The following is a 26,357-nucleotide window of genomic DNA, read 5'->3' on the forward strand; positions in this document are numbered from 1 at the left end:
ACGGCCTGCCGAAGCAGACCGTTTTATTCTTCATTTATCGGATTGATAGCGGATAATCGGAACCTGTTTTACCTTTCCTCCAATGGTTCGTCGTTCCAGAGCAAAGATCATATCAGGGGTGCGTTCGAAAAAGCCTTCGTCCTTTTTCCAGCTCATGCCGCATTTGCAATGCTGCAAGCCTATGAACTGCTGCTTCATCTTTCTGCCGCAGTTCGGGCAGACCTTATTACTGTTTCCCATATTATTCAGCCCGCGCTAATCTATATAGACTGCGGATGGATTCCACGACCGTATGCCACGACAGGTCGGCAGCATAGGAGAACTTCTTCTGATAAGCCTGCCACAGCTTTTCCATATTTGGGTCGGCCTCGACTTCATCAAAGGCCGCAGGCGCGTCGGCAAGATACTTCTCTGTACCGCGTTTCTTGGCCGTTGCAATGAGCGCCGCCCGGAGATCAGCAGGGACGATGCTCTGGCCGTGGAGCTGGCTCAGAATGTGCAGATCATAGAAATCTCTCATGCGGGTGTTGGTGGTGGCGCGGGACACGACGGTTTCCAGCTTTTCAGCCAGAACGGTTTCCAGATTGTACGCCCAAATCTCAATGGAGCGATCCTCCAGCATCAGCTTGAAGCTGTAACGCACTTCGCGGGGCGTGATAGCGTCACCGGTGGAAATGTCGATTTTGAGCGGCGTTATTACGCCGTCAAACTCCGTTTCCATGCTGATGCGGATGCCCGGATACTCGGCTTCGTCCATGATCTCGGAAATGCGCTTCACACGGAACTCTACGCCATCGTCCACCGGCACGGAGATGATGGAGGCAATCATATTCTCCACTTCCTCGATGCCGACCGTCGCACCCTTTACGGTCGCGTCAATGTCCATCGTGGAGCGGGCGTCAAGGCCGACCATTGCAGCCACCAGCATCCCGCCTTTAAGGATGAACTTGTCCCGATATTCCGAAAGAGAAATGCGCTCCAGAAAGCGCTCCATCATGTAATTGCGCATCAGGATTTGCGCATCTGCGGATTTGTCCTTGGAGAGATTGCGTATCAGGTCTTTGAGCTGCCGTGCAGTCTTAATCATAAGAGTACCTCCAAATACTGCCGAAGCAGTTTTTCAACACGGAACATCTGCGCATAGCGCATCAGCTTCCGCAAGTCCTTGTCTTTTCGTTTTGCGTATTGCTTGAGTGCATCCTGAAAGGTCTGCATCTCGATTCCACTGCGGCTGCGGATCAGATCGCAGATGGTACGCTCCATATCATAGACGGGAACCGGGTTGCCAAAGGGCGTGTTCATCGTGACGATCCCCACATCATGCAATTCTTTCTTGATGGTGTAGACCTTGATGCCGTCTGCTTGCAGGCTGGCAGGATTGTAGCCGGTCTTGACCGTGATGGAATACGGATTCGGCTCCCGGTCGGTCAGGTCATGGAAAAACAGCGCGCTTTCATGGGAGAATACGGCCTGCGCACAGCGAAGGTGCAGCAGGTACATGGCGTCCGTCCATGCGTCAGGCGAAACATAAACACCGTGCGCGGCCTGCTCTACGCCGTGCTGCTTGGCGTAGGCGTAAAACGTGGACTTGGAAATACCGATTTCCAAAACCTGCGCGGTTTTGACGATCCCATTGTTTTGCTGAAAAAGCAGATCAAGCCGGTCGTAGGCGGTCATGTTATCACTTCCTTCTTGCTAATATTATATCCGATATTAGCAAGAAAGTAAACAACGATTTTAGAAAAGCAAGCCGAGGCGTTCGCCCCGGCTTGTGTTTTAACTATGAATGAAGTTTTTCATGGCGGTGTTCATGTCTTGCAGCTTGCCAAGCCCCTGCACAGCCAGCAGCGGAAGTCCCATCGGGCTGATCAGAAACGCCAGCATAAGGAGGATGATGCCGTTCTTTACGGAGTAGGTAATCAGCACGGCGAAAGCCAGCAGGGAGAGCAGTCCGCTTGCCAGTTTGAACACGAAGCCGGAGCAGGACAGCAGCCCTGCGCACAGCCAAACGAACAGGGACAGGATAAGCGACAGCGGCGCAAAGAGAATTTTCAGGATGAACATTTTGCGGCCTCCTTTTCACAAAGTGCGGTCAGCGCGTCACGCTCTTTGGCGAGCTTTTCTTCTTCCTTTTCGGTCAAATCACGATCACCGCCCGTGATCTCCAGCTCGCGGAAGCTCTCATAGGCGTTTAACAAAGAATCCCGCAGCGCTTCGGGCGTAGGGCAAAAGTCCACGGTGTTCCAGTCCTGACGGTGGTTGTCAAAACCCATGACCGTGTAGCCTCTGCTGGTCAGGACAACTTCAAAATCCGTATCGCGGTTGAGGTAGTCAGAAAATACTTTCAGCACAATTTCGTTTGTCAGCATACGTTCCGCAGCTCCTTTCCAAGCAGTCAAATCTTTTTCTGATATTAGAATACTTTGCCCATTGGTGTTTTGCAAGGATGCGGCAAAGTCATACGAATAGTTTTCGCCTTTTGCCCGACATCTAACCATATCACATAATCCTTCTTTAGTACAGCTACCTGAACTAATTTTCTCCAGATGGGAAATATAATATTGGTACAGTTACAGGGACGGGAGGTGTGGTACTTGCAGTTGAATGAAGCCGTCAGCAGGCGTTTGGTTGAGCTGATGCAGGAGCGTGGCATGACGCAGTATCAGCTTTATATGAAAAGCGGCGTACCGAAGTCCACCATCGGTAATCTTGTGAACTGCGCATACCCGTCTATGAAGCTGCGGATCATCCACGAGCTTTGTCAGGGATTGGAGATCGACCTGAGCAGCTTTTTTGCCTCGCCGCTGTTTGATGAAAACAATCTGGAACCGTAGAAGCTCCGATGCTGTTTTGCGTCGGGGCTTTTGCTTTTGTGTGAACAGGGGCGGCGGAGTGACCGCCGCCCCTGCGACTTATTTCAGCGCCGCCAGCGAGGAAACGATTTTCTCTGCCGCCGTCCATATCCGTTCCTGACTTTGCTGAATGTCCTCCAGATCGGTTTCGTAGATACGGCCTGTTTCGTGGGCGCGGCGGGTGAGCTGGTTGAGGTTGTTGCTGGAATACCGAAGCAGGGACACCAGCTCCCGCAGCTCCGGAAGGTCGAGCTTCACCACATATCCGTCAATCGCCATCTTGCGGAGATACGCCGCCATGTTGGTGGTGCCGAACTGCGCCATCTTTGTTTCGATCATTTCCCGTTCCTGCGGCGTGACGCGGAATTTAAGCTGAATATCCCGCTTGCGTTTTGCCATCGCTCAGCGCTCCGGGGCTTTGGACTTCGCCGAAATTTTCGGCGAAGTTGTTTCAGGCGGCTTTTTCAGCTTATCCCGGACAGAGGTTTTCTGCCGCTCCTGCGCGTAGGCTTTGCGGGTCTGGCTGAGAAACAGATCGACCAGACCGGGATGGCTGTTGACGGCCAGATAGCAGTTGCGGTCAGTACCCCATGTGTCGGGATTGGCGGGGATGGACATGGCGTTTGCCCATGCCCGGTTGTCGGGTGAATACCGTCTGTCCCAATCCGCTTGACAGACGGTGATGGCAAGGACATGGAACGTGCGGTCATAGCCGAACTGCTGCACCACCTGATCGACCGCCGCTGCATCCAGCCGGTTATCCCGGTAGTGGTCACGGATGGCGGCTTCAATCGCTTCCTTGCAGGCCGTGTTCGCTTGATTGGAAGCGCGGTAGGCCGCAAGCTCGTCATGCTCTCTGGCGTAGGCTGCCGGGTGCTTGTAAACGGGGAGATTTTTCATTATCGTGCCTCCATTTCTTTTTTGTGGGGCTTTTCCGGTGCGCCATGAACAGGCGACGCTTTCAGCCTATCCAGAACGGAAGGCCGCGCAGATTTTGCAATCGCCTGCTCAGGCTGCGGCTGTCCCTTGCCGTCCAAATTCAGCTCCATATCCAGCTCAATCAGCCGCGCCGTTTTCGCGGCCAGCTCCTGCTCCTGCGGGAACGGCTTACCGACCTCAGCCTTTGCCGCTGCCTGCTGGTTATAGAGGTTTTCAAGCTGCTCCTGAACGCTGCGCAGACGCTCCGGCATTTTATCCAGCGCGTTCTCGATGCGGACAAGGTTGCCTCTGGCATCCGAACCGAGTTCAACGCGATGGGTCATCCGGCCTTTCAGCGTCAGCGTGTACGTTTTCCACATGGAATCAAAAGCAACGGACATGGTAAAGCCGCGATAGCTGCCGATCTGTACCGGGTCTTTGCCCTTGACCTCCTTGCAGGTGTCCAGCAACGCGGCACCGGCGTTTTCCTTATCGGTGAGCCGGTCGCTGCGAATCTCCATGCCGACAAAGCCCTCTGCCGGGAGCGGATGCGCCGCGAGGGTCTGCATATCCGCCTCCAGCCCACGAACAAAGCCCTTGTGTTCTTCTATCTTTTCCGGAAAGTATTTCAGCAGACTATCCTCCAAGCGGAATTGCTTGCTGTTGTGGTCTGCCTTCATAATTTTGAGCTTGGACACCTCAATGTCCAAATCCATGCGCTCCTTGATGCGGGGATCACCGGCACACAGCGCCTTGATCTCCGCAAAGGACAGCGCCGTAGCGTCCACGTCCTCGCAGGAGCGAACCGGGGATTTTGAGGTCATGATCTGAGAGATGAATTTCTGCTTATTTTCCACCGTTTGCCAGAGGTAGGCGTCAAACGTCCCCTCGGTCACATAGCGGCAGACATGAACGAGCTTGTTCTGATTGCCCTGACGCTCAATGCGGCCTTTTCGCTGTGTGAGATCACGAGGACGCCACGGGCAATCCAAATCGTGAAGTGCGACCAAACGATCCTGCACGTTGGTTCCTGCGCCCATTTTGGCCGTGCTGCCCATCAGGACGCGCACCTGACCACTCCTGACTTTTGCGAACAGTTCCCGCTTTTTGACCTCCGTGTTGGCGTCGTGTATGAACGCGATCTGTTCCGGGGGCATACCGGCGTCAATGAGCTTTTGGCGCACATCCTCATAGACCGTGAACGGCGTGTCAGAGCTTTCCTCCAATGAAATCGCGCTCTCCAGCGCATGAATTTCCGGGCTGTCCAGCGTACCGGGGGAAGCCTTTGCCGCCCGCTGCGAGGGCGTGGTCTTTGGCGTAGAAATGTCGCAAAACACAAGCTGTGTCAGTTTTTCCTCCTCGCCGTCACGCCAGTATTGGAGAATGTTCGCCACACATTGATTGACCTTGGTGGTTTCCTCATCGGGGAGCATGGGATTGATGATGCGCTGGTCAAGCCCCAGCTTGCGTCCGTCCGAGGTAATTTTGAGCATATTGTCCACATCCGGGCTGACCGCACCGCTGTGTACCTTGGACGCTCGTTCCGAGAGGGCTTTCACCATGTCCTGCTGGATCTGCGTGGGTTTGGTGGCGATGGTGTGATACGCAACCTCCGGCGTGGGCAAGTGGAGCTGATCCGCCGTTTTGATGTCGGCGACCTCTTTGAACAGATTCATCAATTCGGGCAAGTTGAAAAACTTTGCAAAGCGCGTCCTTGCCCGGTAGCCGGTTCCCTCGGGGTCGAGTTTGTCAAGATACTTTTTGTGGATTTTCTAAATTAAATGATTTGTCCGTAAAGAAATCGCCCAAAACCTCGTGCTTGCAGATGTCTTGAAACACCGTATTCAAAGGCTTTTTGGCACTTTCGGACTGCTTTACATTTACGATGAATGTTGTCTTTCCAATTCGCTGTGAATAAGAATATTTCTGTTCTTTCATATAGTCAGTTCCTCTCTTTCATAAAATTTGATTGCTGGGCATTCACATTAGAGCACCCAGTAACCGCAGATTTTCAATATATCAAGAAGTCATTAAGTCGTGAGTATAATGGAAATGGTTATCTTTCCATACCACGCTTGTTTCTTCGAGCCTTGATACGCTCCTGTCGTTCTTTTTCCCTTGCTTCTTTTTCGGCTCGTTCCTGTGCTTCCTTAAAAGAAAAAAGTTGCTTCACTTTTTCGGTAAAAAGTTTAGCAACTTCGGGGAAATGCTCCAACGCTTGAAGAAAAGGTCTGCACTTTTCTTTCAGTTCGTTGTATTTAGTTTTCATTCTTTCGAGCGCGTTTGCACAGTCAAAATATTTCTGTCGGTAATAGTTGGCACTCTGTTCTAATTCGCTAATTTCCGCACGACTTGTAATGCCCTCTTTGGCAAGGGCAGTAAGCTCAGAATAATCCTCTTTGGAGATTGCCATTTTACCTGTGATTGTTTTCTGCCCCATACGGTCAATCTCGTTATAGGTTTTAGAAACATTACGGGCAGGCTCATATTTTATCTGTTCATGCTGAATGCGCTTCTGCAACTTCTCCAAGCGTTCCTTGTCCTGCTTGATTTGATATTGCAGGGAAGTCAGGTGTTCTGCTGTACTTCCGTATTCGCCACGCTGAAAGCCTTTGAAGCCTTGCTCCGTCATATGGTTAAACAATTCATCTTGCAGAATACTGTATGAAGCTCGGAACATCGGTTTTCCGTTCTTTCTGAGAAGCGGATTGCCTTTTTCGTCGGTCAGCGGAATATCCGATTTCCATTTCTTTGAATGGCTGATTTGATGAACAACTTCCTTAACCGTTCCTCGCAGTTTTTCATCTTTGCAACGCTTGCTCCATAGGATTTCTTTCTCCACCACAGGCAGAACCATAGCGTGAAGATGATAGTGGTACACCTCTTTCCCAAGTTCCTCGGTTGCCGCTATATTGATTTCATCAGCGTGCATTACTGCCGATATTACATTTTCAGCACCGAATTTTTCTTCGATGAAATGGAACGCTTCTTCATAAAACTGCTTTGCGTATTCGTAGCCGCCGTTACGCTCGAAGTACATCGTGTTCACATCAATCACAATTTCATTGAAGATCGTTGCGTCTTTCCTCAACCCACGAAGCGACACCAAACCGTCAGTTTCCATCTGCTTTAATTGTTCCATATAAGTCGGGGCAGTCGGTGTTTTGAAATGCACATTAAATGGTATGCGTTCCTCAATGACATTCATATTTTCATAGGTTTCATTTTTGCGCTCGTTGTGTCTTTCTGCTTTGCTGACATCGGAAGCGGTGTACTTTTTAACCCTTGCACAACTCATATCCGCTTTGTTGTTTTTAGCCATTTTCGTTCTCCTTTCTCGGCAGGGCGAAGCCGTTACACAACATTCTTTGAATGTGTGTAACCCACTATGACACTTTCAGACTTCGTCTGCAAAGATGTCGTGGGCAAGGGTGTTCCCCCTTGACCTCCTTTGATACCTCAATCATAAAATCAGACTGTCCCATCAGCTGACAGTCCGTTTTTATTCTCTCGGTATATCGCCCATCGGCAAAGACCAGTACCACAGAAAACCTTTCTTTCGGGAAATAACTCCTGTGTTCTTCTTTGCCTTTTTGATGGTCGATTTCTTGAACCCTGCGGCTTCAAGTTTTTCTTCACAATCTGAAGAAAGCATTTCTCCGTCTTTCAGCATTTCCATCAGAAATGCTTTCGCCTTGACTTCCTTATCGTTGGGTCTGCCAATTTTCGGGGCAAGGGACTGGAACGCTTCTTCTGCTGTCATTTCCATTTCGGAAATGAAGTCCACACCTTTCTCAGATACTTCAAACAGAATGGCAGAGCCTGTCGGGGCAAGGTTGGATTTTACCTGCACCAAATATCTTTCCGCAGGTACTTCCTTGTTCGGTGTGCGTGTGATTGCAAGAATACTTCTTGCAGCACCCGCAATGTCAATCGAACCATTGGTACGGTAAAGGGGGTTGGTGTCTTTCATCTTGTTCATATGAGCGATAATCACAATCGCACAGCCAGTATCTTTCGCAACCGCTATCAGATGATTAAACTCGGCTCGTGTTTCGTTGGCATTGTTCATCGAACAGATTTCTCCGATATAGGAACTCATCGGGTCAAGAATTAAAAGTTTTGCGTGGTACATCTCAATCGCTTCACGAATACGGTTATCCCCAAAGGATAAAGACTTTTCATCTTCCCTGATGAAGATAAGGTTCTCTCCGTTGCCACCGGCAGAGTTAAAGCGAGGTACTACCGTATCGTCTGCGTCATCTTCCGTTGTCTGATAGATGATAGTCACAGGCTCGTTTTCTTCCGTTTCGGTAAAGGGCAGAGGTTCGCCCTTTGAGAGCAGGGCGGCAACGGAAAGCATTAGCTTGCTTTTTCCATCGCCCGGATCGCCCTGCAACAGCGTAACCTTGCCAAACGGAATATACGGATACCACAGCCATTTCACTTCTTTCGGCTCGATTTCGCTTGCCTTGACAACTTCAAGAGGTACGCTGACAGTCATTTCATTTTCAATCATTTTTATTTGTTCTCCTTTTCGATAAATATTTCGGGCAAAGCACCACGATACAGCGGAAACTCTGCTTACAGTCATTCCTGCATTTTCTGCAAAGTTCGTTGTAGGTAATGCGATTACGGTCATTCAGAAACAATGCCCATTCTTGTTTCCGTTTCTTGCTCATTCTTGGCATATCAATCCACCTTTCCGTTTGAAAATAAAAAAACCACAGGAAAGATACTTGAAACCTTTTTGTGTATCTTTTAGGGGCGAAAATCGGAGAAAATTCCCGTTCTAAGCCTTTCAAAAAATCACACAAGGTATTTGTACTAACCTGTGGTTATGTATGAATTTGTTGGTTTTAGGTAACAAAAAAACACCGTATTGCTACGATGTTTTTCGTTGTTCATATTCTGTCTAAGATACTGGCAAACTGGAATTTATAGTCCTCTCAAAACCAATTTGCTTTTTCTTCTCGAAATACGGGAATATCACTATCTCGATATGGATTGTAATTATGAAGATTGCAACCAAACTCTTTTAATGATTTTATTTTGTTATCCTGTGTCCATACAATTAAAGATATTCCGTCAAATTCTTCAACATTTCCATTATTCATTTTGCTTTTAAAATACCACTCCACGATTGTTTGATTGCCTTGATGAAAAAATTGCTTAATCTCCCAGACAAGAACACTTCCGCGTGTATTCCATTCGTCAAACCAGTGCTTTACCGTTTTGCGGTTTTCATATTTAGGACTCCAACTCTCAGTATATACAACATCATCTGTAAAAATATTGTCAATTCCTAAATCTGCTTTCTTAATCCACATATCAAACCATAATCGGATAATTTTTTCTCTCTCGTTCATAAAGTACCTCCATAACTTCCGATTTGTCGCTCACAAGCAAAAGTATTGTACCACATCTTTACGAATTTTTCTACCACTTCGATTATACTCACGACTTAATGACTTCTTGAATACTTGCCGAAAAAGAAAAACTGCCATCGGTTTGACAGCAGTTCTTCTTCGGTTGGTATCCGTTAGGAATACACAATATCATTCAATACAATCTCATCGGCACAGGTTCGAATGTTATTCATCAATCCTATCCATCTCATCATATCCGTTGCTTTCAGTTCTTCCGTTACACCCTGCTTCTTTGCCATTTCCTTTATCAGATATTCCGCCATATCACGAGCCGAAGTATCAATTTCGGCAAGGTGTTCATATAACTTTCCGCTTGTCAGCAGATTAAAATATAGCACACGCTTATGTTCCCTCAAATATCGTTGCCGCAATCGACCATATTTTGAAAGGGGAGGACTTTTCTCTACTGTCAGGCAGGGATAATAGTAATCTCCGATGAGTTCGTATCGGATACCTGTTCTTTCGTCTGTAATAAATCTTTGCATAGTTCTTTCTCCTTTTGCTTCTTGTAGTAAAACTCCAAGGTTTTCTTATTGTGATTTACCTTTTTACATTCCTCGGAACAGAATTTCTGCTGACTGTGTGTAGGCCAGTAAGTACTGCCACACACAGCACATACACGCTGACGATAATAATGACTTCCTTTTTCCGCTTCTCTATCGGCTTTTGTCTTATCCTGCCTTGCCTGATAGCAGCAATCCTTTGAACAGAAAATCTGTCGGTTGCTTGTAGGGGTAAACTCTTTCCCACAATGAGGACATACCTTTGTTTTGACGATTTCGCCACCGTTTTCAGCAAGTTTTTTTGCCTTTCGCTTCTCTCGATAGGCTTTTTCACGCTGACGCTGTTTCTCCAATCGCTTCTTTTCTTCCTGTTCTTCCTGCTCTTTTATCTCGGCAAGTTCTTCCTCGGTGTAGGCAATATCGACCTGTCCGACATAATTGAAGTAAATATCAACCTTTTGTGTCTTTGCTTTTCCCACACCCTCGGCTTCATACACCACAATCTTGTCAATGAGTTCGGTAAACATCAAATCAGAAACTTCCGTAGGATTTTTGTACTTGCGTATCAGCGATATAAAATGCTGAATATCCATAGTGCTGTCTTTTTCTTCAGAAAGTTCCTTTTTCATCGTTTCCATTTTCGCTTCCAATTCAGCCTGTTCATCGTCATACTGCTTCATCAGTTGCTTGTATTGCCTTTCGGGTAGCAATCCCGATATAAGATTTTCATACAAGCCACGAATGAGCGTAGAGAGTTCGTCATAGCGTTTCTGACAGCGTTTCAACTCCGATTGATTGTGCTTCGGCTTTTCCTCTTGCTTATCTTTCCAAAGGGATTGCAGTTCCAAAGCAAAGGCTTTTTCATCATTCAGAACAAATCTTGAAAAGCGTTTAACTGCCGATAATATCAAGGCTTCAACATTATCAGCACTAATCGTATGGGAAGTACAGGAATTAACCCTGCTTGCATACCCGCCGCAACGGTAAGAATACTGAACAGAACCGTCTTTCTTGCTATAATGCGTTTGCAAAGTCATTCTCCTGCCACAGTCGGCACAGTACAGATAACCGCTTAATCGGTTGGTATGTGTACCTCTTGCCGCAGCTCTGTTCACTCGTTTCTTTCGCTTCTGAACGCTGTCCCAAAGTTCCTGCGATATGATAGGCTCGTGGGTGTTATAAAACACATACTGCTCATCTTCATCGGTAGTCTTTCTCTTATGCAATTTAAAATTGGTGCTGACCGACTTTCTCAAAACAGTATGTCCAAGATATTCCTGCCTGCTTAAAATCGTTCTAATGGCAGATATGCCCCAAATATAAGGGTCTGCAAACTTAATCCCGTTGTACTGTTCTGGGTGATATTCCTTTGCATATGCGGCAGGAATTAAAACCTTTTCTTCGGTCAGTATTTCCGCTATGGCTCGTGGACTTTTGCCCTCATTGGCAAGCAGAAAGATACGCTTTACCACCTCAGAAGCCACAGGGTCAACAACAAGCGTCTGCTTATCGCTCGGCAATCGGTTATATCCATAAGGGATTGAACCGCTACAACGCTTTCCGTCTTTCATTCGGGCATCAAATACAGCCTTGATTTTATTGCTCGTGTCTTTGGCATAAAATTCGTTCATAATATTCAAAAACGGAGCAAAATCATTATCCGAAGCATTGTTGCTGTCAATGCTGTTGTTGATTGCAAGAAAACGGACATCTTTCTGCGGAAACAGAATTTCCGTATAAAATCCGACTTGCAGATAGTTTCGCCCTAATCGGCTCATATCCTTAACAATCAATGTTCCGACATTGCCTGCTTCAACTTCTTTTATCAAAGACTGAAAGCCTGGGCGATTGAAATTTACACCCGAAAAACCATCGTCAGTAAAATGGCGGATGTTCTCAAAGCCATTTCTACGGGCATAATCTTCGAGGTATTTTTTCTGATTGGTAATGGAATTACTCTCGCCATTCAGGTCATCATCTCTTGATAATCTCTCATAAAGTGCTGTAATCTTTGAAGTCCTTGACATTCTCTTAACCTCCTTCCTTATGTATTTTCAATTTAGGACAGTTAATTTTATCGTCCTATTAAAGTATAGCCCTCCGGGGCAAGCTCCAGCGCGGTGGTGGTTTCACCAAAGCGGCTTGCCCAGCAATCGAAGTGGCCCATACCCATCTCTCGCAGCCGGTCATGCTGCAAATAGCGCTGGATGGTGTAAAGCTCCGTCATGGAGTTGGAAACCGGGGTGCCGGTGGCAAATACCACGCCGCGCCCGCCGGTCAGCTCATCCATGTAGCGGCACTTGGAGAACATATCCGAGGATTTCTGCGCATCGGTGGTGGAAAGCCCTGCCACATTGCGCATCTTCGTATAGAGGAAAAGATTTTTATAATTGTCCGACTCGTCCACAAACATCCGGTCTACGCCAAGTTGTTCAAAGTAAATCACATCATCCTTGCGGTCGCTGGCTTGCAGCTTTTTCAGCCGTGCCTCCAGTCCCTTTTTCGTGCGCTCCAAACTCTTGATGGTGAAGCTGTTGCCGCCTGCGAGCTTGGTATCCTGAATACCATCGGTGATTTCCTCAATCTGCTGGTGAAGGAGCCGTTCCTGCTGCTCCGGACTGATGGGGATACGCTCAAACTGGCTGTGGCCGATGATAACGGCGTCATAGTCGCCGGTGGCGATACGGGCGCAGAATTTCTTGCGGTTGTGGGTTTCAAAGTCCTTCTTGGTAGTGACAAGGATGTTGGCCGAAGGGTAGAGCCGCAGAAACTCGGATGCCCACTGTTCCGTCAGATGGTTCGGCACGACAAAAATGGATTTCTGGCACAGTCCCAACCTCTTAGATTCCATCGCAGAGGCTACCATTTCAAAGGTTTTTCCCGCGCCAACTTCGTGTGCCAGCAGCGTATTCCCGCCGTACAGCACATGGGCGATGGCGTTTTTCTGATGCTCTCGGAGGGTGATTTCCGGGTTCATCCCAGAGAAAACGATGTGGCTGCCGTCATACTCGCGGGGACGAGTGCTGTTCATTTCCTCGTTGTATTGCCGTACCAGCGTTTCGCGCCGCTCCGGGTCTTTCCAAATCCAGTCCTTGAACGCATCCCGGATAAGCTGCTGCTTCTGCGCGGCAAGGGTGGTTTCCTTGGCGTTGAGGACACGGCGCTCCCGTCCGTCTGCATCCTCAATGGTATCGTAGATGCGAATGTCGCGGAGGTTCAGTGCATCCTCCAGCAGCCGATAGGCGCTGGCGCGGTCTGTGCCGTAGGTGGTGAATGCCGCCACGTCGTTGTAGCGCACCATGCTCTTGCGGGAAACCTGCCATTCTGCGGTGTACGGGACATAGCTGATCTCGATCTGTCCGCGCAGATAGCGGGGCGTTTCAAAGGTTTCGTACATGAATTGCTCGATGTACTTCTTATCAAACCATGTCGCACCCAGCCGCACCTCAATCTCACTGGCTTCAAGGTCTTTCGGCTGGGCAGCAATCAGGGCGTCCACATTCCCAGCGAAGAATGGGTCGCGCGCTGCCACACGCTGCGCGGTGCGAAGCTTCTGCCGGACGTTGCCAGAGAGATATTCGTCCGCCGTTTGCCAGCCCTTCGCCCAATGCTCGCCGCCGTCCTCCAAGTCAAACGGGCCGCTGTTGGGTTCCTTGTAAATGACACCCTTCAAATCCTCAACGATCTGCGGGATTTTCTCGCTGCCGCCCATGAGGGAGGCCATGAAGTCGAGATCGACACAGGCTTTTTCTCCGATGCAGACAGCAAGGGCTTCGCTGGCGGTATCCACAGAATCTACGCTGCGCTGCTGCTTGATAGTGCGCTTGTGGAACATATCCGCCTTGCGCTCCAGCTTTCCGTCGTCATCCAGCACTTCCAGCGAACACAGGAGGTAGTAAGAGGAATCGTCAGAGAACGCAAGACGGTTCGCACGGTCATTGATTAGGCCATGTTTTGCGGAGAACGCATCATAGAGGCGGTTTAGCTCGGTCTGCGCTTCCTGAATCCGGCTTTCTGCGCTGTACTCGTCCATTTGCAGGGCAATCAGCTCATTCACGCAATCCCGCAGCGCGACCATGCCCTTGACACGCTCGGCGGCGGTGGCGTTCAGCTCCGGTTTGACCATGCGGCTGTTTTCCCGGTAGTACACCTCGCCGTCCACCACGGTGTAGGAGTAGTTTTTCACATTGGGGTCTGCGGGGATGGACGTGTCGATCTGTTCGCCCTCGCCCAGCTCTGGCAGTTCCGCCTCCTGATAGGTGCCGCGAATGTTTTTCACGGCATCATGGAGCTGATCTGCAAGTGCCAGCCCCTCAATGGGGACAACGGTAAAATCCTGCTTGCCGTATTGGGTGCTTTCAGAGGCCTGCCTGCCGAGGATCATCTCCGGGTGGTCAACAAAATAGCGGTTGATGGCAAAGCCATCCTCGTTCTGACCGAGGTGTACCCAATCCGGTTCGATCTCAATGGGACGGTCACGCTTTTGGAGAAAGAGAATGTCCGAAACCACATCCGTACCGGCGTTGGCGCGGAACGCATTGTTGGGCAGACGAATGGCACCCAGCAGCTCCGCCCGCTGCGCGATGTACCTGCGGACTTCGGGTGATTGCTTGTCCATCGTGTAGCGGGAGGTCACAAACGCGATCACGCCGCCCGGACGCACTTGGTCGAGGGTTTTGGCAAAGAAGTAGTCGTGAATGGAAAAACCGAGCTTGTTATAAGCCCGGTCATCTACCTGATATTGTCCGAACGGGACGTTGCCCACGGCGAGGTCGTAAAAGTCTTTTCTGTCCGTTGTTTCAAAGCCCGCGATGGTAATGTCCGCCTTGGGATAAAGCTGCTTGGCAATACGTCCGGTGATGCTGTCCAGCTCCACACCGTAGAGCTTGCTGCCCTGCATCTGCTCCGGCAGCAGGCCAAAAAAGTTGCCAACGCCCATAGACGGCTCCAGAATGTTACCGCTCTGGAAGCCCATATTGCCGACCGCTTCATAGATCGCCTTGATGACGGTAGGGCTGGTGTAGTGGGCGTTCAGCGTGGACGCTCTGGCCGCAGCGTATTCCTCCGGGGAGAGTGTGGCGTACAGCTCTGCAAACTCGTCCGACCAGTTTGGCTTATTCTCGTCGAAGGCATCCGCAAGACCGCCCCAGCCCACATAGCGGGAGAGGATTTCCTGCTGCTCCGGGCTGGCCTGTAAGCCCTCAAACTCCAGCTCTTGCAGGAGGTGGATCGCCGCCATATTTGCCCGAAACTTTGCTTTTGCGCCGCCGACGCCGAGGGCATCATCAGTGATGTGAAAATTCTGCGCGTCGCGGTGGCTTGCCGCCTTGAAGTCAGCGTAAGCGGCCTGCTCCGCAGCGGCAATGCTGGGAAAGCCCTGCCACTCGCCGTCAACGGGAATAGATACCGCAGGACGGTGTGCGGGAGGCTCGTCGATCTCAGCCTGAGAGATGGCATCATCAAAATCAGGCACAAACTCGCCCATTTCCGAGAGTGCCGCGCGCCCTTCCTGCTCCAGAATCAGCCTTTCTTCATCGCTCATGGCGGGCGGTTCAGGCTCGGCGGGTTCCGCAGAGGGCGGGTCATGCTCCGGTTCCGGGATGTGCAGCGTTTGGATTTCTATGTCGTAGGGCAAGTGCGTTTTCTCGGCAGGATAGAACGCGACGGGTTTGGTGACAGGCTGCGGCTGCTCCCGTTCCTGCTCTTCAACAAACGAGCGTATAAACGCAATGTGTTCAGCGCGGAAGATGGGAAAGCCCTGCCTGTTTTGAAAAGTCACATCGCGCAGAGATACTTCATCCGTGCTGAAATTTACGCTGTCAATGACAAACTTCCGTCCGTCAATCTCCAGCTCCATGCCAATGGGGATATACTCCTTGGCATCGGCCTCGTTGAAAACATCATAGCCGTCGGTTTCATTTGGCTGCGCAAACACGAAACTGTGTCCATGCTCCAGCAGCCGCTTTGCGGCGCTTGCCCATTGTCCAAAATCATAGCCGGTCACAGCGGTTTCGCCCATACCGGGAATATCGCGTTGCAGCAGGCGGCGATTCAAAGCGCTGGCGGCGCGTTCTGCATCCGCGTCATAAAAAAGCAGCCGTTCTCCGACACGGACACCGATGAGCTTTTCGGGATGCTCTGCACGAAGCGCCTGATATGCCGAAATATTCGGCGCAAGCTCACGACCCTGATCTGCAATTCGTGTGAGGACAGCAGAAACCGGTTCGGTTCTGTGTTCCGGATCGTGATTGCTCTCGCTGGAGGATGAAACGACGCTGAGATGCGCGATAGTTTCATCTGCGGAATCAACATTATAGAGCTTACCATCAATTTCCACGCGCTGCCCCATAAGGTTTTGAACCGCTTGCGGCGTCTCCGGGGTTGGCTGTTCTGTGTGCTGCGCCGCAATGACGCGCTGCGGCTCCGGTTCAGAAACCTCGAAATATCTGGTGTCGAGGTAGCGTTCAAAGGAATTGCGGTCGATGCTGACAGGTTCCTGTCCGGGTACGTTCGGTAACGTGTGCCAGACGTGATCTTCATCTACACGCGCGATAACGCCGACTGCTGCTATGTGGTCTAACTCTATGGATGAAATGCGATCTCCAATATGATAAGTATAGCCAAGCGGTGTTGTAAACGCCGGAGGGGATAGCTCAATTCCCATATCCCGTTTGATGCCATCCAAGTAAGCAATGGCGTTATTCTGTTCTGCAAAGCGGAGCGTTTGTTCCCCATCTCCGCAGAACCGTTCCAACACCTCATCCCAAATGCCGGTAATTCCGCCCTCGCCGGGATGCAGACGAATGGAGTATCGGTCAGGTGAAAATAACCGCAGTCGCTCATTCTCATCGTAAAATTTATTCTCGCGGATGAGCTGTGCCAACCGCCGCTGTACCTGCGCCCATGTGAGCGTCACCGGCTCGGCGTTTCCTACATGGATATACATGGGAGTTTTGCTATCTTCCCAGCCATATTTTGTAGCCAGCCATGCGGCGGTGCTGCGTTCTCGCCCATGCGCCTGCATATATAGTGCGACTTCCTGCTTGCCCTTTAGGTTGTTGTGCCAATCCAGAAGCGCGTTGTCAATGTCCTCCTGTGTGATCTGATAGGGAGAGGGTGCGACCGTCGCTGCCAGCGTGGGATACAGTTCCTCCAAAAGCTCCTGATGCAGCCGGTTATGGAACGCGGGCATATCAAAGTACAGGCGGACAAGCTGGAGATCATCAGATGCCGTGACAATACGACGGATAGCGTCCGCGCCCTCCAGATAAGCGTTCTGGCGGTCTGAATTGCGGCAGGCATTGACAAAAGCCGTATCTTTGGAAAGCGAGTTGCCGACGGTCAGCTTGTACCCGTCAAACAGCTCTCGCACGGTAGGCTGTGGTGGCAGCTCGGCGGCGTGGTCGCGGAACACCCGCGTCCCATCCGCGCCGAACTCCGCTTCATAGGCATTGATGGCCTGTTCTGCCTCGTGGTCGATGGACGGAAGCGTATATGCCGTGTGTTCATGGCTGGAATCGCCAATGCGCGAAATTGTTACATCATGCTTTTCCCGCAGCTTTTCAACGTATTTCTCCAAATCCTTTGCAGGGAAGCCGCACATGGTAACACGGCCTACTCCCTCCAAATTGCGGCGCGTCAGCTCAAGGCTGAGATCATCTGCAACTGCCCGCGCATCCTCGCCATACAGCTCGAAGAAGTCCCCAACCTGATACAGCACAATTTCATCGGGGTGCGCCGCCTTTACGTCGTTATAGTCGTTATAAACCGCGTTCCGCATGGCGTCCTGCGCCATTTCCTTGTCATAGGCTGCCTGCTCATCCGGCGTAAGGTAGCGGTTCAACCGAACCAGCTCCGAGATGCGCGAAGCGACCTTGTTCCAATTCATCTGAATGTCTGCACAGCCGTTCTTTTTCAGCACAATGCCTTTGCTGCCGTGATCTTCATAGCTGCCGCTTTCTCTGGATACAGCATGGGTGCGTCCTCCGATGCCGTATTCCTTTTTCAGAAAATCAGCGCTCTCTTTTGTCGTGTGCGGAGTCTGGAAAAACTCATGGATGCGGGTCTTTCCACCCTCAAAGCCGCTTCCATTTGCAAGAGAAGCCGCAATTTCATCTTCAGTGATAAACCGGCCCGTCTTCGGAACAGCCGCCATATCGGAGTGATATTCTTTGCGCGGCAATGACAGATCTTCCATACGTGTAAGAAGCGCCTGCGGACGGTGGAAATGGAAACGCAGAAGCTCCCGGTTCTCACGGTATGCGTCAAGAAATACTCTGTGTTCTGCCAGAAGCCTTTCCCGAAACTCCGGATTCAGCAGATCATCCGTCAGGCGCTCCGTTTCCTCTGGAAAGCTGGTGCTATGGATATTGCCCAAGCAGGACAGATACCCCAGCGATTTTGCTTCATCCGAGAAATCGTGATAAAGATTCCAGACATCCACAGCAATACCCAGCCGCTCATAGCGCGGGGCTTCTGTGACTTCAAGATTGGTGGCAAATGTGCCGCCGTCCAGAAGTTCCTCAATACGCTCCGCCGCATCTGCCCAGCCTATCACTTGTGCAGAGCGAAGATAGCGAGAGGTATCTCCGGTTGCAATATGGATACCATCGTCCCCGTACCATGCGGAAAGCCTGCCGTTATCCGTAATCAGGCCGTTGCCGCCGTAGTAAAGAGCTTTCAGAAATGCCGCGCAATCCTCTAAAGGTTTTTGCTTGGAGAATTCCGCAGCAATTTTCATCCGCGCTGCATCCGCATTACCGCCCGCGCGCAGGATGTGGTCAATATCATCCTGAGAAATGAACATAGAAAAAGCGGAGGGTGTTACACTCTCCGCTTCTGCGATGGATTGAATTTGTTCTGCCTCTGAGGGGAAGAAGGACATCTGCGCCCCAGCAGGGGCATCGAACATATTTAGCTGAACACCAGTTCCGTGAGGATCGTTTCCTCGGCCTGCGCTTTCAGCGTGTTCATCAGCCCTACCCACTTCATCGGGTCGCTGGCTTTCAGCGCTTCCGTCACGCCTGCCGACTTCATCAGCTCCGGCATCATCTGTTCCAGCCGGTTGTTCGCTGCCTCGTCGATCTCCCGCAGATGGGGGTACAGCTTCTCGGACAGCAGCAGGCTGTTCCACAGCACCGGACGATGCTCCTTCAGGTAATCCTTCCGCATCCTGCCGTACTTGCCCAGCGGGGCTTGCGGCTGCTCTGTCAGGCTCAGGTCGGGAATCAGATAATCCCCGCTGCGGGTGTAGGTCAGTTCGCTCATGGCTTTCGCTCCTTTCCGCGATTTTCTCGCGCTCATAATTCTTGATGGTGACTTCGATCTGCCGCAGCACCAGCTCGCTGGACTGGCTGATGGCCGTTCCAAGAGCGGCGACGGTCTGCGGGGTATTGAAATCAAAGACATTCAGAAAATCCTCATGCTCGAAGTAATCTCCCGGCTGCATCCCGCAGCGGGACAGCAGCGCATAGGTGGTGCTGACAACGGCGGCGTTCCGAAAAGCGGCTCCGATGTTGAACTCATCATAGTCCTCCAAAAAGGAACCGTCAACGATGCCGACAATATCGCGCCAGTTGTCGTGCCAGTATTCATCTACAAGCTGCGCCGCCACACGCTCCATCTGATCGGCAAGTCCGTTTTCACCGGAAACGTCGAAGCGCTGTTCCAGCGCCGCAGATACCACCTCACGATGCTCCTGCCGGTATTCCCAAAGATAAGGGCGGCGAGAGTTCTCGCCGCCGCTGGTATCGGAAACATCGAATACATATCGGAGTTTGGGTTGGTCGCTGCTGGTATCCACAAGGGCGATGCCCTTGCTGCCTCGCCGCACATAGCGGCGCATCTGCTTATTCCAAAGATCGTATTCCGCGCAGGCCGTGGCTTCCGGGCGCTGGGCGAAAATCATGAGCTGTTCATTGTAGGGGTACTTATACAGCCTTGCGGCGGTGGTCAGAAATGCCGTCCACTTCTGGTAGCTTCCCGTGATCTGCTCCGCCGTGCGGTCTGCCATCTGCGCATAGAGCTGTACTTTACTCGGCATCCATATCCTCCTTTTCAAAATCGGGGAACAGGTCGAGCGCGTCATATTCTGCGTCGCTCATCCTGCGCAGCTTTGCGATGGCGCTGTCCGTCAGCTCCCGCAGCTCCGTTTCATCCGCAGCGAGGTAGCCGCGCATTTCCTCCAGCGCCGCGATCAAGCCCGTGCGGGTACCGGTGTTGTAGAGGCTCATAAGCTGGCGTTCTTCAAAGGTGATGTTCATATCAAAGCTCCTTTTCCGCGCTCTTTTTGGGCGCTGTTTTGTGTGGACGTTCTTGGGTCGGTTGGCTTTTGAGCTGCTCCAGCACAGACTTTTTCTTTTCCCGGTGTGCCGCCTCTGCCAAATCCATCAGGGAGATGGACATACCGGCCTTGACCTGTGCTTCAAGGTCGGCGACGGTGGGCTGTTTGGGGCCGTTGTTGATAATGCCGTCGATCATGCCGTAATCATCCTCCATCGACATTTCGGCGGCTTTCAGGTAATTCTCCGGTTTCTGAAAGGCGGGCAGCTCCTGAAATCCCATGCTGTCACAGTAGTGATAGGATACCTTGCCGTCCTGTTTCAGCGCAACGATGTCGCTGACGGAGAGGCTGTGTCCCACAAAATCGCCGGGGCGCTCGTCGTTGAAAATGTAGTAGAAGTTTTCAAGGATTCTGCCGGTATCATCGTCCGGGTACACCTCGCGGGTATAGATGGCTTCATAGTTGGCAGGGTCAGGCGGCGCGGCCAAACTGCCGAGATTGGCAAAACGCAGCTCGACCGGCGCATCCCGGCGCAGTTGATAGATCGCCATAGAATCGGTGGGGCTGTTCAAAAAGCGCTGTTCCACATCACGGGGCGGGATATGGCCTTTGACCGCATCCCAATCCGGTTGTGTGATCCCGAACATTCCGTCATGCTTGATGATGTCCTCGGCCTCAAAAACCATTTCTTCGGCGTTGTCGGGATGGAGCATATAAACCGTGATGTCATGCTCCAGCAGCTCCAGCGCCCGGTCTTTGGAAAGCGGGAGCATATCGCCGTCCAGATACCCATAGCTGCGCATATCGTCCACCGTCAGCGTGGGGTCGGGCATCGGGGTGGCCTGTTCCAGCTCTGGCGAAGTTGGAAGTGTGCCTGCGGCACGAGAACCGGCCTCCTCGTGAACAACCTGATTGTCGTCCGATGACAATTCGAGTGAGTACAAAATCCCTGCAAACTTGTTTGACAAAACTTCAAACGGCACGGTCTTATCATAGCCATGTGTTTCGCAGATACGAATCGCAGCCGCCAAAAGAAAGTTTACATCATCGTCATGTACTGTTCCGCTTTCCAGAAGGTGTAGAGTGTCCTTGTCGTAAAGTTCATAGGCATATTTTGCACCATCTTCTGTTATGCGAAGATGCTTGCTCCCACCATCAACCGCATACCAACGCTCATTAGCGTCGAGTTCCTTTAAGGAAGTGTGACTTTTCTGAAATGCCTCAACTTCCAACAGCAGCTCATTCGCTCTGTGCGCGTATTCATCGCTCTGCTCAAGTGTTTCGGACAGGAAGCCTTTTATCTCATCTGCTCCTGTCAACAGATCTTCGTAGAAATGCTGGAGGCAATCTTCCTGACTTGCAAATTCGCTGAGAAAGGCAAGGCCATTCGCATCGAGATACAGCTCTGAAATGCTTTTTGCCAAGTCAGCCGCAGACATATTGCTGTTCTCTTTTAATTGGCTTTCCGCTTGCTCGGATTTCTCCACAGAAATGCCGCGCTCCCTGCAAATCTCCGCAAAATGCCGGTCAATGTCCGTAATCAGCTCGGAAGCCGTCTTGTTGATGGTTTCCAGACTGGCGCGAAGCTCTTTCAGCTCCTTGCCCTTTGACCATGTGGCGATATAGCCGAAGCTGTTTTCTCCCGTTTCAATGCCGTAATACTGGCAGACCGCATAGGAGATGCTTTCGGCCTCGACCTCCTCGGTGTTGCGACTCTTTTCTCCGGGGACAAGGATCGTTTCACCATCGTCCGCAAGCTCTGTCATGTGTTCATAGTCGTGGAGCTTGGCGTGAGCAATCTCATGGACGGCGGCGCATACCGTCTGCACCTCACTCATACCGGCGCGGATGGTGATGCTCTGCGCCTTAATGCTGAAAAAGCCATCTGTGTCATGCGCAACGGGCTTTATCTCTATCGGAACGGGAGAAGCGCGGCGCAGCGCCTCCATGAAAACCTCATACTGCTGCACATTGCCGCTCAGATCAGCGGCAAGCTGGGGCAAGGGCTTTCCCGCAGTCTGTGACACATCAAAGACGGATACCACCTTGAACATAGGGATTCGGATTTCCTTTTCCTCAATGATGGCCTTGCCATCCGCATCCAGCACCGGCGCATTGGTTTCCGGGTCGGTCTTGATTTCCTCGACCTTTTTCTTATAGGGAGTAGGAGCGATGATGCGGATACCTTTTTCGCCTTTCAGGACGTTCCTGCCGAACTGATCGCGCCACTTGTTGAAGCCCGCCACATGGGTGGCGTCGGGGCGCTGCATATAGATGAGCATGGTGTTGTTGACCGAGTAGCGGTGAAAGCGGCTCATGGTGGCAAGGTACTTCCGGTACTTATCGCTCTCGAACAGCTCCTTGATGCCGTTTTCGATGCTGTCAACGATTTCCCGCATCCGGTCTTTGTTGGTTTGCTTTTCAGCCATGATGATCTCCTTTCAAAAAATAGCGCCCCTGCGCAGAAGAAAACACATCCTGCACAGGGGCAATTCTCCGCAGATAGATGTTGTTTTCGGGCTTGCGGATAGAATGTCTCAGCCCCTTGGGATTCCGCATGGAAAAAGCCTTGCAGCATGGGGCTTTTTCGGCCTCTATTTGCGGAGGTTCCAGTATTGTTCACGCTTCCGTTTGGCGTCCTGCTTTCGGCGCTCCTGCTTGGCGCAGACCGGGCAATACTTGGCGCGGTTGGAGGAAGAATAGACCGGCTTACCGCAGACGGCGCAGCGCTTTCCCGGCCTTTCCCGCATCACGTCGGCCAGCAGCTCATGGTCGGCGGGAAGCACCGCGTTTCGGAACCAGTTGCACAGCAGCGAGTAGGAAATACCCTGTACGCAGACGCAAGGCTCTCCATCATCCAGCGCGAGGCAGTTGCCGTGATCATAATTACAGCAGAGCTTCCGAATGAGCTTTTTGGAGCGGCGGAGCTGCTTGTGATCCATACGCGGCGCATCAGCCATTGTCGAACACCATCTTATAGCCCGTGCGCTGTCCATCGTCCTCCAGAAGAACGCTGGCATCATAGGTTTTCCCGGTCTTTTCGGAGTAGCAGCCTTTCAGCGGGGCGCGGCCATTTTTCAAAAGCGCAGCGGCAAGGGATTTTGTCAGCACCTTTTTCTTGGCGGTGAAAAAGCGGCTGTTTTTCCAGAGAACAAAGGAACAGGCACGGTTCTCACAGAAAAAGCCTTTCGGTGATTCCGTCACCTCGGCTCCGCAGCGGGGACACTTGCCGACTACCTCACGCCCGGAGGGGAACAGGACTTCCGTACCGGGGATGGGTTTGTAGGTCTGCACCAGCTCATGTAGCATGGCAGCGATCCCATCCATGAAGCTGTCCGGGGCGATTTCGCCGCGCTCAATCTCTTTCAGGCGGTGTTCCCATTCAGCGGTGAGCTGCGGAGACTGGAGCTGTTCGGGCAGAACGGTGATAAGCGCCGTGCCGGTAGAGGTGGGCAGCAGATTTGTGATCTTCTTGGACTTCCTGCGCTCCACAAAACCGGAGGACACCAGCTTTTCAATGATACCGGAACGGGTCGCCGGGGTGCCAATGCCCTTGCGCTCGGCATCATCTGGCATATCCTCCTTGCTCGCGTTTTCCATCGCGGCCAGCAGCGTATCCTCGGTGAAATGCTTGGGCGGCGTGGTTTTTCCGGTCTTGACCGATGCGGCAGATACGGAAAGCGTCTGATTCTCCGTTACCACCGGCAGCGCGGGCGCTGCCTCTGCCTGCTCCTGCTCATAGCGCTTCCAGCCGGGAGCAAGGACGGTTTTGCCCTTGGCGGTGAAGCTCTGACCGGCACAGTCCACCGTAGTGACCGTTTCTGCGTAGCGATGTGGTTCATCCACCGCACGAAGCAAGCCCCTTGCCGCCAGCTTCAGCACCTCGCGTTCGCCCAGCGGCAGAGAGGCCATATCTACCTTTTCCGCGCTGATGGTGGGAACAATGGCGTGGTGATCGGTGACTTTTTTACTGCTGCATACCTGCTTGGCGCAGATGGTCGGCGGCTTCTTCGTGCCGCAGACAGCGGCAGCGGCGGCGACAAGTCCGGGGACGCTGCCCTCCATATCGTCGGTCAGGAAGCGGCTGTCGGTGCGCGGGTAGGTGCAGAACTTCTTTTCATAGAGCGCTTGGAGATAGTCGAGGGTCTGCTGGGAGGTGTAGCCGAGAACACGGTTGGCGTCGCGCTGGAGGGAGGTCAGGTCATAGAGCGCGGGGGCTTTCTCGGACTTTTCCTTGCGTTCTACGCTTTTGACCGTTGCCGTCTTGCCCTTGCAGGTATTGGCGATGGCGTCGGCATCCTTTCTGTCCTTCATTCGGTCTGTCGTGGCGGGAAAGCCGCAATCGAGCTGAACGGTGTAGAACGGTTCTGCCGCAAATGCGGAGATCTCCGCCTCGCGCTGTACCAGCAGCGCCAGCGTGGGCGACATGACGCGCCCAATGTTCAATGTGCGGCCATACGTCAGGGAGAAATACCGCGTGGCGTTGATACCAACCAGCCAATCGGCCTTGGCGCGGCAGAGGGCGGATTGATGCAGGCCGTCATAGTCGCGCCCAGACTTAAGCTGCTGGAAGCCGCTGCGGATGGCATCATCCTCCATTGAAGAAATCCAAAGCCGCAGAATCGGCTTGGAGCATCCCGCAAGGCAGTAAACCGTGCGGAAGATCAGCTCACCCTCGCGCCCAGCGTCGCAGGCGTTGACCACCTCTGCCACATCCTCCCGGCGCATCAGCTCCCGCAGAATGTCAAACTGCTTCTGCTTTTCAGAGCGGACGATGAAGCGGAACGAGGTAGGAATGATGGGCAGCGCCGCCAGCGTCCATTTGGCATCATCGGCATTGTAAACGGCGGCGTCGGCCAGTTCTGCCAGATGCCCAAAGCACCACGACACGATATAACCGCTGCCCTCCAGATACCCGTCATGCCGGGATTTTGCACCCAGCACGGCGGCGATGCTCTGCGCCACGGAGGGTTTTTCGGCGATCACAAGGCGCATGGTGCAGCCTCCATTCTCTTTACGTCACGGTAGCAGGGGCGAACGCAGCTCTGTCCGAAGCGCTTGCAGCCGTAGCAGAAGTGTTCCTTGGCAGCGTCGGGAGGGCTGTCCTCCCGCACTGCTTTCGGCTTCTGCATCATCAGGCGTTCCAGCGGATTATTGGTGAAATATCTCATACGTTCGTATCCTCCGTAGTATCCTGTTCCGGTTCGTCCTCATACGGCTCAAACTCGTATTCGTCCTCGCCGTAATCATAATCGTCCAGATCGGCGCTGCCCTTGGTCTGCGGCTTGGCCTTTTTCTGCTTGAAGATGTAGAACGCTGCACCGCCGCCCAGCGAGACGATCAGCAGGACGACGAGGATGCCGCCCATGCCGCTCTTTTTCTCCGGTTCCTCGGCGGCGGGTTCTGTCGGCTCAGTGGGGACTTCTGGCTTTGCCTCCTTGCCCACGCACTCGGTCATGTTGACCGCGCAGACGGGGCAGGATGTATTGACCGCACCGGCCACGCATTTGGTGGTGCAGGAGCAAGTGGCGGGCGTTTCTTCCTCGCCGGTCAGCGCCATCAGGTCAGCCTCATCCACCTGATTCAAGAAGTGGACGGTTTCTTCGCCCTCATCGTCACGGTCAATAATCAGGTAAAATGTATTGCCGTTCTTGCTTTCCAGCGTAATGAACTGTTTTCCTGCCTTGGTGCTGGTGCCAATATCGTCGATCAGCGTCAAATTGCCGTCCGGTGTCAGCGCGTCGCTGCCGCCCGTCATGCCGCCGATGCTCACGGTGCTGTCGGCAGCGTCGGTGACGGTCAGATAGCTGCCGTAGACGTAGCCCACACGGGCGGGCAGCAGGATTTTCACCCAATCGCCGTCCCTGCCGATCACATCGACCACCGTGCCGTTGGGAAGTTGCGTAAATGCGGTGTTGTCCAGTCCCGCGCCGGTGCGGACATTCAGGTTGCCGCCGTTGGTCGTGACCGTGCCGATCTGTTTCGCTTCCTGTGCGTCTGCGGCGCTGCTTTCGGCGGCAGGCGGCGCATCATCAGGATAATCACCGCCGCTGGCAAAGGCGGAAACGGGGAGAATCCCGATGCACAGGAGCATCAGCAGCAGACTGATAAAAATGCGTGGTGTGTTCTTAGTCATGGTTCAACGCCTCCTTTTCCGAAGTGGCCGGTGCAGGCGCGGCCTGCATACGGCGGAACAGCTCGGCAAACTGCTCCATCGTCATGCCGTTCTCACGCACCATGCCGATGATGTCGGTGTCCTCCAGCTCACGAATCTGCTTTTCCAGCTCGCGGTTGCGGCCTTGCAGATCAGAGATTTTGCCTTTGTTCTTCTCCAGCTCTCCACGGAGCTTCATAATTTTCGGGTTCATATCGT

25 protein-coding genes and 1 pseudogene are annotated in these 26,357 nt (G+C 52.2%); 1 reads left to right on the top strand and 25 read right to left on the bottom strand.

All coding sequences use genetic code 11. From position 1 onward, the window contains the following. Window positions 1-30: 30 nt before the first annotated feature. The 5 genes from ACI0CA_RS02815 to ACI0CA_RS02835 form a co-directional block, all read right to left on the bottom strand. Entirely contained in the window at window positions 31-240 is a 210-nt protein-coding gene (locus ACI0CA_RS02815) for a hypothetical protein (RefSeq protein WP_007883161.1), read from the bottom strand. A 1-nt stretch (window position 241) separates the two neighbouring features. Next, entirely contained in the window at window positions 242-1,087 is an 846-nt protein-coding gene (locus tag ACI0CA_RS02820) for a nucleotidyl transferase AbiEii/AbiGii toxin family protein (RefSeq protein WP_233105314.1), read from the bottom strand. Then, on the bottom strand, window positions 1,084-1,677 hold the full coding sequence (locus tag ACI0CA_RS02825; protein WP_138374212.1) for a type IV toxin-antitoxin system AbiEi family antitoxin domain-containing protein: 594 nt from the start codon (window positions 1,675-1,677) through the stop codon (window positions 1,084-1,086). Before ACI0CA_RS02825 ends, ACI0CA_RS02820 begins: the two co-directional genes overlap by 4 nt. Before the next feature lie 99 nt (window positions 1,678-1,776). Continuing rightward, entirely contained in the window at window positions 1,777-2,064 is a 288-nt protein-coding gene (locus tag ACI0CA_RS02830) for a CD1845 family protein (RefSeq protein ID WP_138374213.1), read from the bottom strand. Further along, window positions 2,052-2,369 (bottom strand): hypothetical protein, encoded by a 318-nt coding sequence (locus ACI0CA_RS02835; RefSeq protein WP_138374214.1) that lies wholly within the window; start codon window positions 2,367-2,369, stop codon window positions 2,052-2,054. Before ACI0CA_RS02835 ends, ACI0CA_RS02830 begins: the two co-directional genes overlap by 13 nt. 216 nt (window positions 2,370-2,585) lie before the next feature. Between ACI0CA_RS02835 and ACI0CA_RS02840 the strand changes: the two genes are divergently transcribed. Further along, window positions 2,586-2,834 (top strand): helix-turn-helix domain-containing protein, encoded by a 249-nt coding sequence (locus tag ACI0CA_RS02840; RefSeq protein ID WP_233105347.1) that lies wholly within the window; start codon window positions 2,586-2,588, stop codon window positions 2,832-2,834. A gap of 78 nt (window positions 2,835-2,912) precedes the next feature. Here ACI0CA_RS02840 and ACI0CA_RS02845 read toward each other — a convergent pair whose 3' ends face one another. The 20 genes and pseudogenes from ACI0CA_RS02845 to ACI0CA_RS02940 all read right to left on the bottom strand — a co-directional run bounded on the left by ACI0CA_RS02845 (window position 2,913) and on the right by ACI0CA_RS02940 (window position 26,352). Then, a complete protein-coding gene (locus ACI0CA_RS02845; protein WP_055270735.1) occupies window positions 2,913-3,251 on the bottom strand; it encodes a plasmid mobilization protein in 339 nt (112 codons plus the stop codon). Between the two features lie 3 nt (window positions 3,252-3,254). Continuing rightward, the gene (locus ACI0CA_RS02850) at window positions 3,255-3,752 is read right to left on the bottom strand and encodes a DUF3849 domain-containing protein (protein ID WP_186908352.1); all 498 of its coding nucleotides are present in this window, start codon (window positions 3,750-3,752) and stop codon (window positions 3,255-3,257) included. After that, on the bottom strand, window positions 3,752-5,458 hold the full coding sequence (locus ACI0CA_RS02855; protein ID WP_308449347.1) for a helicase C-terminal domain-containing protein: 1,707 nt from the start codon (window positions 5,456-5,458) through the stop codon (window positions 3,752-3,754). Before ACI0CA_RS02855 ends, ACI0CA_RS02850 begins: the two co-directional genes overlap by 1 nt. A 61-nt stretch (window positions 5,459-5,519) precedes the next feature. Then, a complete protein-coding gene (locus ACI0CA_RS02860) occupies window positions 5,520-5,708 on the bottom strand; it encodes a transposase (protein WP_055173307.1) in 189 nt (62 codons plus the stop codon). Between the two features lie 118 nt (window positions 5,709-5,826). Further along, entirely contained in the window at window positions 5,827-7,092 is a 1,266-nt protein-coding gene (locus ACI0CA_RS02865) for a plasmid recombination protein (protein ID WP_142691970.1), read from the bottom strand. A 180-nt stretch (window positions 7,093-7,272) separates the two neighbouring features. Further along, the gene (locus ACI0CA_RS02870; protein WP_343285341.1) at window positions 7,273-8,364 is read right to left on the bottom strand and encodes an AAA family ATPase; all 1,092 of its coding nucleotides are present in this window, start codon (window positions 8,362-8,364) and stop codon (window positions 7,273-7,275) included. Next, a complete protein-coding gene (locus ACI0CA_RS02875) occupies window positions 8,282-8,461 on the bottom strand; it encodes a hypothetical protein (RefSeq protein WP_226845240.1) in 180 nt (59 codons plus the stop codon). Before ACI0CA_RS02875 ends, ACI0CA_RS02870 begins: the two co-directional genes overlap by 83 nt. A 258-nt stretch (window positions 8,462-8,719) precedes the next feature. Beyond that, on the bottom strand, window positions 8,720-9,139 hold the full coding sequence (locus ACI0CA_RS02880) for a nuclear transport factor 2 family protein (RefSeq protein ID WP_003864537.1): 420 nt from the start codon (window positions 9,137-9,139) through the stop codon (window positions 8,720-8,722). A gap of 173 nt (window positions 9,140-9,312) precedes the next feature. Continuing rightward, window positions 9,313-9,651 (bottom strand): TnpV protein, encoded by a 339-nt coding sequence (locus ACI0CA_RS02885; RefSeq protein WP_446807075.1) that lies wholly within the window; start codon window positions 9,649-9,651, stop codon window positions 9,313-9,315. Then, window positions 9,609-11,729: a recombinase family protein gene (locus ACI0CA_RS02890; protein WP_055173296.1), complete on the bottom strand. Its 2,121-nt coding sequence runs from the start codon at window positions 11,727-11,729 to the stop codon at window positions 9,609-9,611. Before ACI0CA_RS02890 ends, ACI0CA_RS02885 begins: the two co-directional genes overlap by 43 nt. 68 nt (window positions 11,730-11,797) lie before the next feature. Further along, a pseudogene (locus ACI0CA_RS02895) lies at window positions 11,798-18,613 on the bottom strand (SNF2-related protein); the annotation flags it as partial. Window positions 18,614-18,615: 2 nt separating this feature from the next. Next, window positions 18,616-18,969, bottom strand: coding sequence for a TnpV protein (locus tag ACI0CA_RS02900; RefSeq protein WP_021633207.1), 354 nt, complete (start codon window positions 18,967-18,969; stop codon window positions 18,616-18,618). Between the two features lie 764 nt (window positions 18,970-19,733). Then, window positions 19,734-19,964 (bottom strand): transposon-transfer assisting family protein, encoded by a 231-nt coding sequence (locus tag ACI0CA_RS02905; protein ID WP_055270739.1) that lies wholly within the window; start codon window positions 19,962-19,964, stop codon window positions 19,734-19,736. A 1-nt stretch (window position 19,965) separates the two neighbouring features. Beyond that, window positions 19,966-22,413 carry a YodL domain-containing protein gene (locus tag ACI0CA_RS02910; RefSeq protein ID WP_395507185.1) on the bottom strand — a complete coding sequence of 816 codons (2,448 nt, stop codon included), beginning with the start codon at window positions 22,411-22,413 and terminating at the stop codon, window positions 19,966-19,968. Then, window positions 22,406-22,543, bottom strand: a complete 138-nt coding sequence (locus tag ACI0CA_RS02915) for a hypothetical protein (protein WP_446807050.1) — start codon at window positions 22,541-22,543, stop codon at window positions 22,406-22,408. The genes ACI0CA_RS02910 and ACI0CA_RS02915 overlap by 8 nt, the downstream gene beginning before the upstream one ends. 35 nt (window positions 22,544-22,578) lie before the next feature. Beyond that, the gene (locus ACI0CA_RS02920) at window positions 22,579-22,944 is read right to left on the bottom strand and encodes a cysteine-rich VLP domain-containing protein (RefSeq protein ID WP_395507184.1); all 366 of its coding nucleotides are present in this window, start codon (window positions 22,942-22,944) and stop codon (window positions 22,579-22,581) included. Continuing rightward, a complete protein-coding gene (locus ACI0CA_RS02925) occupies window positions 22,937-24,979 on the bottom strand; it encodes a DNA topoisomerase 3 (protein ID WP_395507183.1) in 2,043 nt (680 codons plus the stop codon). The genes ACI0CA_RS02920 and ACI0CA_RS02925 overlap by 8 nt, the downstream gene beginning before the upstream one ends. Next, window positions 24,967-25,155: a hypothetical protein gene (locus ACI0CA_RS02930; protein WP_212818632.1), complete on the bottom strand. Its 189-nt coding sequence runs from the start codon at window positions 25,153-25,155 to the stop codon at window positions 24,967-24,969. The genes ACI0CA_RS02925 and ACI0CA_RS02930 overlap by 13 nt, the downstream gene beginning before the upstream one ends. Continuing rightward, the gene (locus ACI0CA_RS02935; protein WP_395507182.1) at window positions 25,152-26,120 is read right to left on the bottom strand and encodes a CD1107 family mobile element protein; all 969 of its coding nucleotides are present in this window, start codon (window positions 26,118-26,120) and stop codon (window positions 25,152-25,154) included. Before ACI0CA_RS02935 ends, ACI0CA_RS02930 begins: the two co-directional genes overlap by 4 nt. Further along, entirely contained in the window at window positions 26,113-26,352 is a 240-nt protein-coding gene (locus ACI0CA_RS02940) for a DUF4315 family protein (protein WP_007883194.1), read from the bottom strand. The genes ACI0CA_RS02935 and ACI0CA_RS02940 overlap by 8 nt, the downstream gene beginning before the upstream one ends. Window positions 26,353-26,357 lie beyond the last annotated feature (5 nt).

This window comes from Hominenteromicrobium mulieris (assembly GCF_046197855.1).
Taxonomy (GTDB): Bacteria; Bacillota; Clostridia; order Oscillospirales; family Acutalibacteraceae; genus Hominenteromicrobium; species Hominenteromicrobium mulieris.

Excerpts from the sequence above, each read along its gene's own strand:
- ACI0CA_RS02920 (WP_395507184.1), bottom strand. The coding sequence starts at position 22,944 with ATGGCTGATGCGCCGCGTATGGATCACAAGCAGCTCCGCCGCTCCAAA.
- ACI0CA_RS02930 (WP_212818632.1), bottom strand. The coding sequence starts at position 25,155 with ATGAGATATTTCACCAATAATCCGCTGGAACGCCTGATGATGCAGAAG.
- ACI0CA_RS02905 (WP_055270739.1), bottom strand. The coding sequence starts at position 19,964 with ATGAACATCACCTTTGAAGAACGCCAGCTTATGAGCCTCTACAACACC.
- ACI0CA_RS02860 (WP_055173307.1), bottom strand. The coding sequence starts at position 5,708 with ATGAAAGAACAGAAATATTCTTATTCACAGCGAATTGGAAAGACAACA.
- ACI0CA_RS02875 (WP_226845240.1), bottom strand. The coding sequence starts at position 8,461 with ATGCCAAGAATGAGCAAGAAACGGAAACAAGAATGGGCATTGTTTCTG.
- ACI0CA_RS02820 (WP_233105314.1), bottom strand. The coding sequence starts at position 1,087 with ATGATTAAGACTGCACGGCAGCTCAAAGACCTGATACGCAATCTCTCC.
- ACI0CA_RS02825 (WP_138374212.1), bottom strand. The coding sequence starts at position 1,677 with ATGACCGCCTACGACCGGCTTGATCTGCTTTTTCAGCAAAACAATGGG.
- ACI0CA_RS02815 (WP_007883161.1), bottom strand. The coding sequence starts at position 240 with ATGGGAAACAGTAATAAGGTCTGCCCGAACTGCGGCAGAAAGATGAAG.
- ACI0CA_RS02845 (WP_055270735.1), bottom strand. The coding sequence starts at position 3,251 with ATGGCAAAACGCAAGCGGGATATTCAGCTTAAATTCCGCGTCACGCCG.
- ACI0CA_RS02900 (WP_021633207.1), bottom strand. The coding sequence starts at position 18,969 with ATGAGCGAACTGACCTACACCCGCAGCGGGGATTATCTGATTCCCGAC.
- ACI0CA_RS02835 (WP_138374214.1), bottom strand. The coding sequence starts at position 2,369 with ATGCTGACAAACGAAATTGTGCTGAAAGTATTTTCTGACTACCTCAAC.
- ACI0CA_RS02940 (WP_007883194.1), bottom strand. The coding sequence starts at position 26,352 with ATGAACCCGAAAATTATGAAGCTCCGTGGAGAGCTGGAGAAGAACAAA.
- ACI0CA_RS02870 (WP_343285341.1), bottom strand. The coding sequence starts at position 8,364 with ATGACTGTAAGCAGAGTTTCCGCTGTATCGTGGTGCTTTGCCCGAAAT.
- ACI0CA_RS02915 (WP_446807050.1), bottom strand. The coding sequence starts at position 22,543 with ATGCGGAATCCCAAGGGGCTGAGACATTCTATCCGCAAGCCCGAAAAC.
- ACI0CA_RS02935 (WP_395507182.1), bottom strand. The coding sequence starts at position 26,120 with ATGACTAAGAACACACCACGCATTTTTATCAGTCTGCTGCTGATGCTC.
- ACI0CA_RS02890 (WP_055173296.1), bottom strand. The coding sequence starts at position 11,729 with ATGTCAAGGACTTCAAAGATTACAGCACTTTATGAGAGATTATCAAGA.
- ACI0CA_RS02880 (WP_003864537.1), bottom strand. The coding sequence starts at position 9,139 with ATGAACGAGAGAGAAAAAATTATCCGATTATGGTTTGATATGTGGATT.
- ACI0CA_RS02865 (WP_142691970.1), bottom strand. The coding sequence starts at position 7,092 with ATGGCTAAAAACAACAAAGCGGATATGAGTTGTGCAAGGGTTAAAAAG.
- ACI0CA_RS02830 (WP_138374213.1), bottom strand. The coding sequence starts at position 2,064 with ATGTTCATCCTGAAAATTCTCTTTGCGCCGCTGTCGCTTATCCTGTCC.
- ACI0CA_RS02910 (WP_395507185.1), bottom strand. The coding sequence starts at position 22,413 with ATGGCTGAAAAGCAAACCAACAAAGACCGGATGCGGGAAATCGTTGAC.
- ACI0CA_RS02925 (WP_395507183.1), bottom strand. The coding sequence starts at position 24,979 with ATGCGCCTTGTGATCGCCGAAAAACCCTCCGTGGCGCAGAGCATCGCC.
- ACI0CA_RS02850 (WP_186908352.1), bottom strand. The coding sequence starts at position 3,752 with ATGAAAAATCTCCCCGTTTACAAGCACCCGGCAGCCTACGCCAGAGAG.